The sequence below is a fragment of the Actinomadura decatromicini genome (assembly GCF_008121305.1).
In the GTDB taxonomy this organism is placed as follows: Bacteria; Actinomycetota; Actinomycetes; order Streptosporangiales; family Streptosporangiaceae; genus Spirillospora; species Spirillospora syzygii.
Genome location: NZ_VSRQ01000003.1, coordinates 587,809 through 602,191, shown reverse-complemented (window position 1 = coordinate 602,191; position 14,383 = coordinate 587,809). Strand labels below are relative to the sequence as shown.

The window sequence follows — 14,383 nt, the reverse complement described above, 5'->3', positions numbered from 1 at the left end:
TCCTTCGGGACTTGGCGGCCTTTCCCAGGTGAGGGCGCTGGAACAATGGGGCCCGTGATGGGGACCCTCTTGCTCGCCGCCGCGCCGATCGGACGGGCCGACGACGCGTCCGTCCGGCTCCGGGACGCGCTCGCCGCCGCCCCGGTGATCGCGGCCGAGGACACCCGGCGGCTCCGCCGGCTCGCCGCCGACCTCGGCGTGCCGCTCGCCGGGAAGGTCGTGTCCTACCACGACGCGAACGAGCGGACGCGGACCGCCGGGCTGGTCGCCGAGCTGCTCGCCGGCCGGGACGTCCTCGTGATCACCGACGCGGGCATGCCCGGCGTGTCCGACCCGGGGTACCGGCTCGTCCAGGCGGCGGTCGCGGAGGGCGTGCCGGTGACGGTGCTGCCCGGGCCGTCCGCCGTCACGACCGCGCTGGTCGCGTCCGGCCTGCCCACCGACCGGTTCTGCTTCGAGGGGTTCCCGCCGCGCAAGCCGGGGGAGCGGGCCCGGCGGCTCGGCGCGCTCGCGGACGAGCCCCGCACGATGGTGTTCTTCGAGTCCCCGCGCCGCCTGGACGACACCCTCGCCGCGATGGCGGACGCGTTCGGCGCGGACCGTCCCGCCGCCGTCTGCCGGGAGCTGACCAAGACCTACGAGGAGATCCGCCGCGGCACGCTCGCCGAACTGGCCGCCTGGGCCGCGGACGGCGTGCTCGGCGAGATCACCGTCGTCGTCGGCGGCGCGCCCGAGCGGCCGGGCCTCACCGACCCCGCCGACCTGGCCGCTGCCGTCGCCGCCAGGGAGGACGCCGGAACGCCCCGCAAGCAGGCGATCTCCGAGGTCGCGAAGGAGAACGGCGCCCCGAAACGGGTGGTCTACGAAGCGGTCCTCAAGGCCAGGAAATAGTCACCGGCATCAGAACGGTCTGACCGGTTCTTTCGGGGAATAAGAGGCATCGGTGCGCCTCGGCGAGACGCATCATGGGTAGTGGGTGGACTTCATCGGGAGGGGGTGACAGCCGTGCGCGACACATGGTCGAGCCACGAATCCTGGGTCTTCGAGTGCCTGAACTGCACGACTACCTGGGACGAGGAGCTGGAGGTCCGGCACTGCGGGGACGGGCACGGCAACGAGGCCGTCATCTACGAGTTCGGCGGCCAGCCCTGCACCACGCCCTGGATGGACCGGTCCTGCCCGAAGTGCCAGAGCCAGAACGTCAAGGCGCGGTCGGCGAGCAGGCGCAGGCAGAGCGAGGTGCCGAAGGCGAACGGCAACGGAGACGTGGCGATGGTGTACCACCTCCGCCGCATGCACGCCTGGTGACCGGCGGGGTGACCGGCGGGCGAAGCGGGTGAGGCGCCTCGCGGGCCGCCCGCGGGCGGCCCGCGAGGCGGACCGCCGGTCGGCGAGCCGCTAGGCCGGGACCTCCGCCGTGTCGCGCGGCGCGGGGCTCTCCGGGGCGGGGGCCTCCGCCCGCTCCGGATCGTCGCCGCGCCGGCGGAGGCGGCGCGTCCAGCCCTTGAACGTCGCGCGCGACGCGGGTCTGAACGCGATCCCCGCCGCGAGCGCCGCGAGCGGGACGGCGGGCAGCACGTACCGGTAGTCGAACTCGGCGGTCGCGGCGGGCGCGAGCAGCAGCCCGGTCGCGAGCGTCCAGGGCAGCAGCGCCTCGCCGCCGAACCGCCGCCACATCCCGGCGAGCCCGGCGAGCCCGATCAGCAGGACGACGCCGAGCATCGACCCGCGCAGGTAGAACACGTCCTGGTAGCCGCGGGCGACCCCGGCGAACGGCTCGACGACGCGGGTGCGGGCGTCGCCGCGCTCGTACGCCCTGGCCTCGGCCGACGCGATGGAGTTGCCGTCCATGTGCCAGTCGGGCAGCGGCCTGCTCGTCGTGCGGAACTCGTACTGCGCGTACGTCGCCGGGTCGGGGAAGACCGTCCGGTCCCAGCGGAAGACGCGGAGGAAGTCGTGCGCGACCACGCCCAGGTAGTCGAGCGGCTGCGCGATGATCGCGCGCTTGGCGTAGTCGCTGGCGAGGGCGTTGTTGTCGGGGCTGAACCGCGTCCCGGTGTAGCGGTTCAGCGGCGACTGGACGCTCCAGATGCCGAACTGGGACGTCTTCAGCCGGTTCTCCGGCTCGGTGCACAGCGGGTACTCGCTGACCGGCAGGTCCTTCATCTGGTGGCAGTCGGCGAACTTGTAGACCCGCGCGTACAGGAAGATCCCGTTGCTCTCGGTGAGCGCGAACTTGCCGCTCTCGGCCTTGTACCAGCCCATGTAGCCGATGACGGGCAGCATGCACGCCGCCATCGTGACCGCGAGCAGCCGCCAGCCGCTGCGCCGGATCAGCATGTAGACGAGCACGCCGACCAGCACCGGCATCCCGACCGAGCGGGTCAGCCACGCCATCCCGACGAGCAGCCCGACCGCCGCCGCGATCTTCCAGGACGGCCGGTCCCGCCACAGCAGCAGCGTGACCGCGCTCATCACGAGGAACGTGAACATCGTGTCGGAGAGGACGAGGTGCTCCAGCTGGAGCTGGTAGGCGTCCAGCAGGACGGGCGCGGCGGCGAGCGCGGCGCCCCAGCCGGGCAGCCGGAACCGGCGGCGCAGCAGCGCGTAGATCATCACGCCCATGCCGAGGCCCATGAGGTGCTGGAGGCCCGCGACCAGCGCGAAGCTGTGGAACGGCTTCAGGAACCACAGCAGGAAGGCGTAGCCGTCCGGCCGCAGCGGGTGCGGGTACGGGTCGGTCGCGACGTGGAGGTAGTCGAAGCTGTCGTTGAAGAACATCACCGGCTGGTAGCCGAGCATCGCGACCACGCGGATGAGCGCGGCTGTGGCGATGATCACACTGAACGCGGGGTGGCGGCGGGCGAGCGCCCACAGGCCGCGGCCGCGTCGGCCGCGCCGCGAACCGGCGGACTCCTCCGCCCCGGCGCCGTCCGCGGACGAGTCTTCCGTCGTCTCGTCCTTTTTCGGATGTGTCTTCGTATCGATTTCCGGCCTGTCGGTAAAGACCTCGTCCGGATCCGGGGCGGTGGCCGTCCCGCCGGGCGTGTCGTGCGCGGCCGCAGCATCGCCCACCACTGCCGTACCTCCCCTTCCGCGCCGGGCCCCCGGCCCGGCGGCCCCGCCGCCCCCGAGGTCCCCTTCGCAGCGCGGTTCGCGTTCTCCGGCCAGCGTCACAGCAGACCCACCCCTTCCGGGCCGCCGTGCCCGTATGCTTGACGTCCTAGCCTGCCGCCCGCGACCGTGGCGGTGAGTGCCTTTCGGTTGCAACTGCGCAACACGATACGGGTGCTCTTGACGAGAGCGACCATCATTACCCGTCCCCGGCAGGCATCATGAACGATGACGGGCCGCCGCGCGGAAGAACCGAGACAAACGGACAGCCCCGCAGACGGTCACGAGGGGTAACGAAGGAGATCGCGTGGAACTCTCCGTAGTGATGCCGTGCCTGAACGAGGCCGAGACGGTCGCGACGTGCGTCCGCAAGACGATCGGCTTCTTCGAGGACAAGGGCATCGACGGCGAGGTCGTCATCGCCGACAACGGCAGCACCGACGGCAGCCAGCAGCTCGCCCGGGACGCGGGGGCGCGCGTCGTCCCGGTCGTCGACAAGGGGTACGGCAACGCGCTGATGGGCGGCATCCGCGCCGCGCGCGGCCGGTACGTCGCGATGGGCGACGCCGACGACTCCTACGACTTCACCACGCTCGGCCCGTTCCTGGACGAGCTGCGCGACGGCGCCGACCTCGTCATGGGCAACCGGTTCAAGGGCGGCATCGCCGACGGCGCCATGCCGCCGCTGCACCGCTACCTCGGCAACCCGGTGCTGAGCTTCGTCGGCCGGCTGTTCTTCGGCAGCAAGATCGGCGACTTCCACTGCGGGCTGCGCGCCTTCGACCGCGACGCGATCCTCCGCCTCGGCCTGCAGACCGGCGGCATGGAGTTCGCCAGCGAGATGGTCGTCAAGGCGACCCTGCACGGCTACGACATCCGCGAGGTGCCGACCACCCTCTCCCCGGACGGGCGGTCGCGCCCCCCGCATCTCAACACCTGGCGTGACGGTTGGCGTCATCTCCGCTTCCTCATGCTCTTCAGCCCCCGGTGGCTGTTCCTCATCCCGGGCCTTGTATTCATGACGCTCGGACTGCTCGCGGGGATCGCACTGTCCACCGGACCGGTCACGGTCGGGGAGATCGCGTTCGACGTCGACACGCTGGTCGGGGCGGGAGCCGCGCTGGTCATCGGCTTCCAGGCGGTGCTGTTCGCCTTGCTCACCAAGGTGTACGCGATGCAGGAGGGGTTCCTCCCGCACGACCGCCGGGTCCAGAAGGTCATCGACTGGTGGAGCCTGGAGCGCGGGCTGCTGCTCGGCGGGCTGCTCGCCGTCGCGGGCCTCGGCGGGCTCGTCGCGTCGCTGCTGCACTGGCGGGTCAACAGCTTCGGCGAACTCGACCCGCGGCACTCGCTGCGCATCGTCGTCCCGGCCGCGACCGCGCTGGTGATGAGCCTCCAGGCCATCTTCGCCTCGCTGTTCGTCAGCATCCTCGGCATCCGCCGCCGCCAGCACCCGCCGCTCACCGACCCGGCCGAGGAGGCCGCGGGCGTGGTGGACGCCGCCGCCCGCAAGGCCGCCGAGGACGACGCCGAGCAGAGCGCCAAGGACGACGCCGGGAAGGGCGCCGGGAAGGTCGCCGCGGGGAACGTGGACGCGGCGGCGGCCGAGCGCGACGGCGAGGACGGCACGTCGGAGGACTGACCACCGGCGCGCCCCCGGCCCCCCGTCCGGCGGCACTGTGACAGTCTTGACCGGCAATGGATCACCGTTCCCAGCACGCCCGCGCCCGGGGAGCCGCACGCCGATGAGCACGCGCATCCCGGCGGGTTCCGACACCCCGCCACTGGGCGTCGCGCGCCCGCCGGTCGCGTCTCCGGGCCGGGACGCCGCCGCACGCCGCCGCTCCGGCGGCCGCCGCTGGGCGTGGCTGTTCATGCTCGGCTGGGCGGCGCAGGTCGCCGTCCGGCTGTGGCTCGGGTCGGGGCAGACGGTCCCGGTCGCGACGCCGGACGAGTCCGGCTACCTGTTCGCGGCCCGCGTCCTGACCGGCGGCCCCGACGCGGACATGTCCTACGGAACGGTCTACCGGGGCGGCTACCCGCTCCTGCTGACCCCGGCGTTCTGGCTCAGCGACGACCCCGTGTCGGTGTACCGGTTCGCGCTGGTCGTCAACGCGCTGATCAGCGCGGCGATGCTGCCGCTCGCCTTCCAACTGCTGCGCCTGTTCCAGGTCCGCAAGCGCTGGGCGTACGTCTTCGCGCACGTCACGGTCGCGCTGCCGTGCGTGCTGTTCTACTCCGAGTTCGTGCTGACCGACGCGATCCTGCCGGTGGTCCTGGTGGGGTGGCTGCTGCTCGTCCACCGCTGGCTGACGGCTCCGGCCCCTGAGGGTGTTTCCGGGGGGCGTGGGGCGCCGTCCCTCCACAAGGGGCAGGGTGCGGCGGTTCGGGTGCATCTGGCCGGGGCGGGGGCCTCGCTGCTCGTCGCGTACGCCTACGCCTGCCATTCGCGCGGGGCGGTGCTGCTCGTCGCGCACGGCGCGCTGGTCGCGACGGCGGTGGCGTGCCGGTGGCGGTCCTGGCGCGCCGGGGCGCTCGCCCTGCTCGCCGCCGCCGCGGGCACGGCGGCCGGGATGCTGCTGAACGCCTCGCTGCTGCCGCACATGTACCCGGCGGGCGACAACGACCTCAGCGGCAACGTCGTCCAGCGGCTCACCGACGCGCGGGGCTGGGCGTGGACGCTGTCGCTCGGCACCGGCCAGGTCTGGTACCAGTCGGTCGCCACCGGCGGCGTCGCGGCGGTCGGGCTGGTCGCGGTGGCGTACGCCGTCGTCCGGCCGGGCGGGGCGCTGGCGTGCTCGGCCGGACGGACCCGCGCGCTCGCCCTCACGATCGTCGGGATCGTCGCGGCCATCGCGCTCGCCACGTCGGCCGCGCTGCCCGTCGAGTACCGCGTCGGCAACTACGTCTACGGCCGCTACCTCGCCACCATCACGCCCGTGCTGTTCGCCGTGGGCGTCGCGGTGCTGCTGCGCGGCGCGTGGCGGGTCCCGGCGGCGGCCGCCGCGGCGGCGGCGCTGACGGTCGGGGCGGCGTGCGTCGTCCAGTGGTACGCGGGCGACCTGCTCACCCAGTACACCTACACGGGCTACGACTTCCCCGAGACGTCCTTCCTCACGTGGGACTGGACGTCCTTCCGCCTGTGGCACGCGACGCTGACGGGCCTCCTGCTGCTCGCCGTCGCGGTCGCGGCGGTCCGGCTGCGGCGGCGCGGCCCGCTGCTGCTCGCGGCGGTGCTGGCCGTGGTCGCGGTCGGGATGAGCGTCACCGCGACGGAGCGGATCGCGCGTCCGCTGGTGCGGGACGAGACCGCGCACACCGACATCCGGGAGAGCGTCGACCTGAGGGCGCAGCGGTCCATCGCGGTCGACTGGAACGTCCCGTGGACGATCCGGCTGTCCCACTACTACTGGGCCTGGTGGAGCGACGGCAGCGTGTTCGACGCCCGCTGGACGCCGCCGCCCCGGAACGTCGACCTCGTGGTGCTGGCCTGGCCGAAGGACGTCCCGGCGGAGAGGTCGTGGCCCGCGGGCGCGCCGCCCGGCTGGCAGGTCGTCGACAGCCGCCGCACCATCGAGGGCGACTGGGTCGCCTGGACCCGCTCCTAGCGCGGGTCTGGTCCTCGGGCGGTTCTAGTCCTCGGGCGGCAGCGGCGGCGGGTTCCAGAGTTGCAGGACGCCGTCCGACGACCGCCACATCAGCCGCCACCCCTGCGCGGGGGACGGCCGCCAGCCGCCGCCGATCTGCGACTCCATGCCCCGCCAGCGCGTGTAGAGCATCGGGCCCTCGGTCGCGTCGCGCGGCACCTGCCCGAGGTAGTGCGGGAAGTCGCGGATCTCGCCGCGCCAGACCGGGTCGCCCCACACGTCCCGCGTGTAGAAGGTGAGGGTCTGCGCGAGGCGCCGGTCCGCGCAGATCAGCGTGATGTCGCGGTGCCCGGCGAGGTAGCCGCGGAACTGCCGCCACGCGGTGTCGCGCGGCAGGTCGGGGACGGCCCGGACGGCCGCCGTCACGTACGTCGCGCCGAGCGCGACCGCCACCACCGGGACGACCAGCGTCCGAAGCCGCAGCCGGGACGGCAGCATCCGCACCATCAGGGTCAGCGACCCGAACCCGCCCGCGAGCAGCGCGGGCAGCACCGCGAACCAGTACCGCTGGAGCCAGGCCCGCAGCGAGATGTCGTTCGGGTCGAGGACGCCGGAGAACAGCGTCAGCGGCACGGCGAGCGCGAGGAACCACACGAGGACGAGCGCGAGCCGCCGGTCGCGGGTGACGGCCCAGCCGGCGATCGTCAGCCCGAGCGCGGCGGTGAAAACGAGGCCGAGCGGGTTCCAGTCGTGCATGGCGCGCAGGAACGAGCGGGCGGCGAGCTCGCGGGTCACGTAGTCGCGGGACTGCCCGCCGTGCTCGGCGGCAGACATCAGCCCGGCGAGCGGGCTGCCCCACACGAGCTGGTTGTGCACGAAGCTGGCGAGCAGGATCGCGAGCATCGGCGCGCCGACCGTGACGTTGCGCCGCCACGGGACGCGCAGCAGCGCCAGGTAGACCGGGATGGGCAGGAACAGGAACGCCAGGAACTCCCGGACGAGGAACGACGCGCCGAGGAACGTTCCGGCGGCGAGCAGCATGCGGGTCTGCGCCCGCCCGGTCCGGCGGCTCGCGACGACGAGGCCCGCCATGCCGATCGCGAACAGCCCGGCGCCCGGCATGTCCGGCAGCATCACGCCGGTCGACCAGGTGATCTCGTGGCCGAACGGGTTCGTCATGGTGAAGAACGGGTGGACGATCAGGACGCCCGCCGACAGCAGGCCCGCGACGTCGCCGAACAGCGACCGGACGACGAGGTACGTCCCGACGAAGAACGCGCACCCGCCGAGCGCGGCGATGGTGAAGTAGGCGGCCTGGCCGTCGCCGAGGATCTCCTGGACGAGCCGCGCCGGAAGCACCAGCCCGATGCGGGTGACCTGGTGCGGGACCTCGTCGAACGGCCACTGCGTGAGCGGGACGTCGGGCCAGTCGCGGGCGGCGAGCCACACGTAGTAGGAGTCGAAGTACAGCGGCGGCGTCATCAGCACGAACTGCGCGGTCACCGCCGCCACCGCGACGAGCAGGGACAGCCACACCACGCGCCGCGTCCGCCGGACCCGGCCGGGCACCGCGCCGAGGACCGCGCCGAGCGGGCGGCGCGCCGGCCCCGGCCCGGCGCCGGTCTCCGGCGCGCCGGCGACCGCCTGGTCGGACGTGGTCTGGGCCATGCCTGGGCTCCCCGCCTCCGCTGCCTTCGCGCGGCCGCCGACCGTGGCGACCGCGCCGCTCTCCGCTCCCCGCGACGCCGGACAGGTTACTCCGCGCGAGCGCGCACCGCCCGGCGCGCTACCTCCGCCAGCCCTGCCGCGAAGGCGCGGACCCGGGCGTTCTCGTGGTCGCGGCGCCAGACGAGCGCCAGCGTGGAGTCGGGCAGGCCGGTCACCGGCACGTACGTGACGGCCCCCCGGTCGTGGTCCCGGGCGGTGGCCCGGCACAGCAGCATGAGCGCCCGTCCGGCCGCCGCCAGCGCGAGGCCCTCCTGGAGGGTGCCGACCAGCGGCCCGGCCCCGATCGGACGGCCCCCGGGCGTGACCGACGGGGAGAAGCTCTCCCGCCAGTAGGCCGGGGCCGGGCCGCCCACCCGGACCAGCGCGCACCCGGCCAGCTCCTCCGCCGCCAGCGACTCCCGCGCGGCCAGCGGATGCCGCACCGACAGCGCGACCGTCTGCGGCTCCCGCGAGAAGGTCGCGCCGACGACCAGGTCGTCCTCCAGGACGGGGCCGAGGACGATCGCCGCGTCGAGTCCGCCGTCCCGCAGCGCTCCGAACGGGTCGTGCAGCGGCACCTCGGCCAGCTCGACGTCACAGGTCGGGTGCCGCTCCTGGAACCGGGAGACGGCCTCGGTCACCTGGTCGTTCGCCGTGCACTGGAAGCCCAGCCGCAGCGTGCCCTCGACGCCGCGCGCGGCGAGGCGGGCGTCGTCCACCGCCTGGCGCAGCCCGTCGTAGGCCGGGCGCAGGCTCCGCTGGAACGCCTCCCCGAGCGGCGTGAGCCGGACGCGGCGGCTCGTCCGCTCCACCAGCCGGGCCCCGACGCGGGCCTCCAGCGACCGGAGCAACTGGCTGACCCTGCCCTGCGAGACGTACAGCCGCTCACCGGTGCGCCCGAAGTGCAGTTCCTCGGCCAGGACGAGGAAGCATTCGAGTTCGCGCAGTTCCAGACCGGGCATCCCGCCTCCGTGATCGATCAGTGTGCCTATCGATGAGCGTCACTAATGCAGCCGTGAGCGGCCCGGCGTTGTTCCGGCGACCCGGCCGCCGTTGACTCGGGGCATGAGTGATCCGGCCATGAGAAACGCGACCTCCCCGGACGGCGGCGGCCTCGCCGCGTGGGCGGCGGTCGGCGCCGTCGCCGCCGCCACGTTCACCGTCGTCACGTCCGAGATGCTCCCCGTGGGCCTCCTCACCCCGATCGGGCGGACGCTCGGCGTCAGCGAGGGCGTCGCCGGACTGGCGCTGACGGTCACGGGCCTCGTCGCCGCCGTGGCCGCGCCGCTGATCGTCCCCGCCCTGCGCCGGGCGGACCGGCGGCCGGTCGTGGTGGCGCTGCTGCTGACGCTCGCCCTCGGCAACGCCGTCGCGGCGTGGTCGCCGAACGCCGTCGCGCTGATGGCCGGGCGGGTCCTCGTCGGCGCGGGCATGGGCGGGGTGTGGGCGCTGGCGGCGTCGCTCGCGGCCAGGCTCGTCCCCGAACGCTCCAGGGGGACGGCGATCGCGGTCGCGTTCAGCGGCGTCGCGATCGCGTCGGTGCTGGGCGTGCCCGCCGGGACGCTGCTCGGCGAGGCCGCGGGCTGGCGGGCGGCGTTCGCGGCGGCCGGCGGGTTCGCCGTCGTCCTCGCGGCGGCCATGGCGGTGCTGCTGCCGCCGCTGCCGGTGGAACGCTCCACGAACCTGCGGGGCATGGCCGGGCTCGCCGCCGAACCGCGCGTCCGCGCGGGCCTGATCGCCACCGCGCTGCTGGTCACCGGGCATTTCGCCGCGTACACCTACGTCCGTCCCGTGCTGGAGGACGTGTCCGGCGCGGACGCGGGGCAGATCGGCGTCCTGCTCCTCGGCTACGGCGTCGCGGGCGTCGCCGGGAACTTCGCGAGCGGCGCCCGGGCCGTCCGCTCGCCCCGCGCCACCCTGCTCGTGCTCGGGACGGCGCTGGCCGTGACGGTGCTGCTCGTCCCGCTGCTGGGACGGTCGCTCGGCGGCGGCGCGGCCCTGCTGATGCTGTGGGGCCTCGCCTACGGCGGCGTTTCGGTGACGGTGCAGAACTGGCTGCTCGCGGCGGCCCCGCACGCCCAGGAGGCGGCCTCGGGCCTGCTCGTCGCCGTCTTCAACGCCGCGATCGCGCTCGGAGCCCTGCTGGGCGGACGCGCGGCCGACGGCCTCGGCACCGTCTCGGTCATGTGGGTCGCCGGGCTCCTGGCGGCGGCCGCCGCCGTCCAGGTCGTTCGGGCGGCGGAGCCCGCGCGGCCCGAGGAGCAGGGGAGCATGCGCGCGGCGAGCGTCCCGGAATCGCGGACGAGCGCGGACGGGCGTTGATCGCGTCGCGGCCTTATCCGGTGCCGGGGGCCGCGCCGCGCGACTACCCTTGATTGCATGTCCTCGTCAAGCCGTCACATCTTGACCGCGCCCGCCTGGCCGTACGCCAACGGGCCCCGTCACATCGGGCACGTCTCCGGATTCGCGCTGCCCGCCGACATGTTCAGCCGCTACCAGCGGATGGCGGGCAACCAGGTCCTGATGGTCAGCGGCACCGACGAGCACGGCACCCCGATCCAGGTGCAGGCCGACAAGGAGGGCGTCACCGCCCGCGAGCTGGCCGACCGGTACAACCGCGTGATCGCCGAAGACCTGCACGGCCTCGGCATGTCCTACGACCTGTTCACCCGGACGACGACGCTGAACCACTACGCGGTCGTCCAGGAGATCTTCAAGGGCCTGTACGACAACGGCTACATCTTCCCGCAGAAGACGATGGGCGCGATCTCGCCGTCCACCGGCCGGACGCTCCCCGACCGCTACATCGAGGGCACCTGCCCGATCTGCGGGTACGACGGCGCGCGCGGCGACCAGTGCGACAACTGCGGCAACCAGCTCGACCCGGTCGACCTGATCAACCCCGTGTCGCGGATCAACGGCGAGACGCCGAAGTTCGTCGAGACCGAGCACTTCATGCTCGACCTGCCCGCGTTCACCGAGGTCCTCGGCCGGTACCTGCGCGGCAAGCAGAACGGCGCGCTCGCCTGGCGGCCGAACGTGCTCAAGTTCGCGCTGAACCTGCTCGACGACATGCAGCCCCGCGCGATCAGCCGCGACCTCGACTGGGGCGTGCCGATCCCGCTGGACGGCTGGCGCGACAACCCGGCCAAGAAGCTGTACGTGTGGTTCGACGCGGTGATCGGCTACTTCTCGGCGTCGGTCGAGTGGGCCCGCAGGCAGGGCGACCCGGAGGCGTGGCGCGCCTGGTGGCAGGACCCGGACGCCCTGTCCTACTACTTCATGGGCAAGGACAACATCGTCTTCCACGCCGAGATCTGGCCCGCGATGCTGCTCGGCTACAGCGGCCAGGGCGACAAGGGCGGGACGCCCGGCTCGCTCGGCGCGCTGAACGTCCCGAGCGAGGTCGTGTCGTCGGAGTTCCTGACGATGGAGGGCAGGAAGTTCTCCTCGTCCCGCCAGGTCGTCATCTACGTGCAGGACTTCCTCGCCCGCTACGACGTGGACGCCCTGCGCTACTACATCGCGGTCGCCGGTCCCGAGAACCAGGACACCGACTTCACCTGGTCGGAGTTCGTCCGGCGCAACAACGACGAGCTGGTCGCCGCGTGGGGCAACCTCGTCAACCGGTCGGTGAACCTGGCCGCGAAGAACTTCGGCGCGATCCCGGAGGCGGGCGACCTCACCGACGCCGACCGGGCGCTGCTGGAGCGCAGCCGCCGCGCGTTCCCGGCGGTGGGCGCCGAGCTCGAACGGTCCCGGTTCAAGAACTCGATCACCGAGGCGCTGGACGTCGTCCGCGACGCCAACAAGTACCTGTCCGACCAGGCGCCCTGGAAGCTCAAGGACGACCCGGCCCGCGTGAAGTCGATCCTGCACACCGCGCTGCAGGTCGTCGACGACGCGAAGACGCTGCTGACGCCGTTCCTGCCGCGCTCGTCGCAGAAGGTGTACGAGATGCTCGGCGGCGAGGGCGTGTGGAGCGGCATGCCCGAACTCAAGACGGTCTCCGAGGAGGGCGGTCCGGACTACCGCATCCTCACCGGCGACTACGCGACCGAGGCGCGCTGGGAGTCCGTGCCGATCAAGCCGGGCGTGCCGCTGGACAAGCCCGTCCCGCTGTTCAAGAAGCTCGACTCGTCCGTGGTGGACGAGGAGCTCGCCCGGCTGGAGAACACGTGAGCCGAGACGCCGACGGGCAGGCATCCAGGTCCTATCCGCCGCTTCCAGAGCGCCTGCCCGTCGACGTCTTCGACAGCCACTGCCATCTCGACATCGTCGAGACGCCGGTGGACGAGCAGCTCAAGTCCGCGAAGGCGGCGGGCGTCACGCGGATCGTGACGATCGGCTGCGACCTGCCGTCGTCGCGCTTCGCGGTGGACGCGGCCGCCGAGTTCGACGACGTGTACGCGGCGGTCGCGATCCACCCGAACGAGACGACCGCGATCTCCGACGCCGTGCTGAACGACGTCGCGCTGCTGGCCGCGCACCCGAAGGTCCGCGCGATCGGCGAGACGGGCCTCGACTACTACCGCGACTGGGCGCCGAAGGACGACCAGCACCGCGCGTTCCGCGCCCATATCGAGATCGCCAAGCGGACCGGCAAGGCCCTCGTCATCCACGACCGGGACGCCCACGACGACGTCCTCCGCGTCCTGGACGAGGAGGGCGCGCCCGAAACGGTCGTGTTCCACTGCTACTCGGGCGACGCCCGGATGGCGGAGACGTGCGCCGAGCACGGCTACCTGATGAGCTTCGCGGGCAACGTCACGTTCAAGAACGCCGAGCCGCTCCGGGACGCGCTGCGCGTCGCGCCCCTCGACCTCCTCCTGGTCGAGACGGACGCGCCGTTCCTGACGCCGATCCCGCACCGGGGCAAGCCGAACGCCTCGTACCTGATCCCGCACACCGTCCGCGCGATGGCCGAGGTCAAGGGCGTGGACGTGGCGGAGTTGTGCACGGCGATCGCCGCGAACGGGGAGCGCGCCTTCGGCCCCTGGTAAGACCCCTGGTGAGGGCGTCGGCAAGGCCCCTGGTAAGGCCGGTGTCACCCGCGGCGGGGGCGGCGGATGTGGGCGATGCGGTGGCGGAGGCACGACGGGTGGCCTTAATGTCTGGCCTTTGAGCGGGCGCCCCCCGAGCCCGGCCCCCTGGAGGAACCCCCCGTGCCTCGCCATCTCGCGCGCCGAACGTCCGCGCCCTCCGCCGTCGTGCTCGTGGCAGCGCTGCTCGCGGCCGGTTGCGGAGGAGGCGGCGGCTCGACCGGGCCGCAGAAGGCCGCCGCCGCGGACGCGCCCCGCACGAGCCCCGCGCCGCGCAAGGTCGTCATCGTCGTGGACGGCAAGCGCACCGAGGCGATGACCACCGGGACGACCGTCCGGCAGGTGCTCGACCAGGCGCGGGTCGCGCTCGGCCCGCACGACCTCGTCAAGCCGCTCGCCGACCAGCCGCCCGGCGACGTCGTCTACGTGCTGCGGCTGCTGTCGGCGCCGAAGCTCGAAGTGGTGAAGGTGCCGCAGAAGACCGTCCGCAAGAACAGCTCGTCCGTCCCGCCGTGGAGCGAGAAGGTGCTGCGGGAGGGACGTCCGGGCGTGCTGATCGTGCAGTGGGCGTACGTCCGGCGGAAGGGCAAGAAGGTCAAGAAGGTCATCACGAAGAAGGTGAAGAGCAAGCCCGTCACGCGGGTCCTCGCGGTCGGGCCGAAGTCGGCGGGGTCCGGCTCGGCGGCCCGGCTGAACTGGACGGCCCTGGCCCGGTGCGAGTCCCACAACAACCCGAAGGCCGTGAACCCGGCCGGGTACTACGGGCTGTACCAGTTCTCGCTGGCCTCGTGGGCGTCGGTCGGCGGCAAGGGCAAGCCGTCGGACGCGCCCGCGGCGGAGCAGACGTACCGGGCCCAGATGCTTTACAACAAGGTCAACGGCCGCTGGCAGGGCCAGTGGCCGAACTGCGGGAGCAACCTGTTCTCCTAGCTG

Annotated in this window: 11 protein-coding genes; 8 read left to right on the top strand and 3 right to left on the bottom strand. The window is 73.1% G+C overall.

The features are described from left to right. Window positions 1-45: 45 nt before the first annotated feature. Both rsmI and FXF68_RS16480 read left to right on the top strand, forming a co-directional pair. Window positions 46-891 (top strand): 16S rRNA (cytidine(1402)-2'-O)-methyltransferase, encoded by an 846-nt coding sequence (gene rsmI, locus FXF68_RS16485; protein WP_425458601.1) that lies wholly within the window; start codon window positions 46-48, stop codon window positions 889-891. Between the two features lie 114 nt (window positions 892-1,005). Then, on the top strand, window positions 1,006-1,308 hold the full coding sequence (locus tag FXF68_RS16480; RefSeq protein ID WP_148760041.1) for a hypothetical protein: 303 nt from the start codon (window positions 1,006-1,008) through the stop codon (window positions 1,306-1,308). A gap of 90 nt (window positions 1,309-1,398) precedes the next feature. On the opposite strand, the gene FXF68_RS16475 is transcribed toward FXF68_RS16480, so the two are convergent. Beyond that, window positions 1,399-3,075 carry a glycosyltransferase family protein gene (locus FXF68_RS16475; protein ID WP_246178741.1) on the bottom strand — a complete coding sequence of 559 codons (1,677 nt, stop codon included), beginning with the start codon at window positions 3,073-3,075 and terminating at the stop codon, window positions 1,399-1,401. 346 nt (window positions 3,076-3,421) lie between these two features. Between FXF68_RS16475 and FXF68_RS16470 the strand changes: the two genes are divergently transcribed. Beyond that, window positions 3,422-4,756: a glycosyltransferase family 2 protein gene (locus FXF68_RS16470; protein WP_246178740.1), complete on the top strand. Its 1,335-nt coding sequence runs from the start codon at window positions 3,422-3,424 to the stop codon at window positions 4,754-4,756. 103 nt (window positions 4,757-4,859) lie between these two features. Then, window positions 4,860-6,722 (top strand): hypothetical protein, encoded by a 1,863-nt coding sequence (locus tag FXF68_RS16465; protein ID WP_148760039.1) that lies wholly within the window; start codon window positions 4,860-4,862, stop codon window positions 6,720-6,722. 24 nt (window positions 6,723-6,746) lie between these two features. Here FXF68_RS16465 and FXF68_RS16460 read toward each other — a convergent pair whose 3' ends face one another. Together FXF68_RS16460 and FXF68_RS16455 are read right to left on the bottom strand one after the other, a co-directional pair. Next, window positions 6,747-8,369: an ArnT family glycosyltransferase gene (locus FXF68_RS16460; protein ID WP_148760037.1), complete on the bottom strand. Its 1,623-nt coding sequence runs from the start codon at window positions 8,367-8,369 to the stop codon at window positions 6,747-6,749. A gap of 86 nt (window positions 8,370-8,455) precedes the next feature. Continuing rightward, on the bottom strand, window positions 8,456-9,370 hold the full coding sequence (locus FXF68_RS16455; RefSeq protein ID WP_148760035.1) for a LysR family transcriptional regulator: 915 nt from the start codon (window positions 9,368-9,370) through the stop codon (window positions 8,456-8,458). Window positions 9,371-9,488: 118 nt separating this feature from the next. Here FXF68_RS16455 and FXF68_RS16450 point away from each other — a divergent pair, with 118 nt between their 5' ends. The 4 genes from FXF68_RS16450 (at window position 9,489) to FXF68_RS16435 (ending at window position 14,380) form a co-directional block, all read left to right on the top strand. Beyond that, window positions 9,489-10,730 (top strand): MFS transporter, encoded by a 1,242-nt coding sequence (locus FXF68_RS16450; protein WP_222869959.1) that lies wholly within the window; start codon window positions 9,489-9,491, stop codon window positions 10,728-10,730. Window positions 10,731-10,787: 57 nt separating this feature from the next. Continuing rightward, complete coding sequence (gene metG, locus FXF68_RS16445; protein WP_148760031.1) at window positions 10,788-12,590, top strand: methionine--tRNA ligase; 1,803 nt, start codon at window positions 10,788-10,790, stop codon at window positions 12,588-12,590. Continuing rightward, window positions 12,587-13,411, top strand: a complete 825-nt coding sequence (locus tag FXF68_RS16440) for a TatD family hydrolase (RefSeq protein WP_148760029.1) — start codon at window positions 12,587-12,589, stop codon at window positions 13,409-13,411. Before metG ends, FXF68_RS16440 begins: the two co-directional genes overlap by 4 nt. A 162-nt stretch (window positions 13,412-13,573) precedes the next feature. Further along, a complete protein-coding gene (locus FXF68_RS16435; protein WP_246178739.1) occupies window positions 13,574-14,380 on the top strand; it encodes a transglycosylase family protein in 807 nt (268 codons plus the stop codon). The last annotated feature ends 3 nt before the right edge of the window (window positions 14,381-14,383 follow it).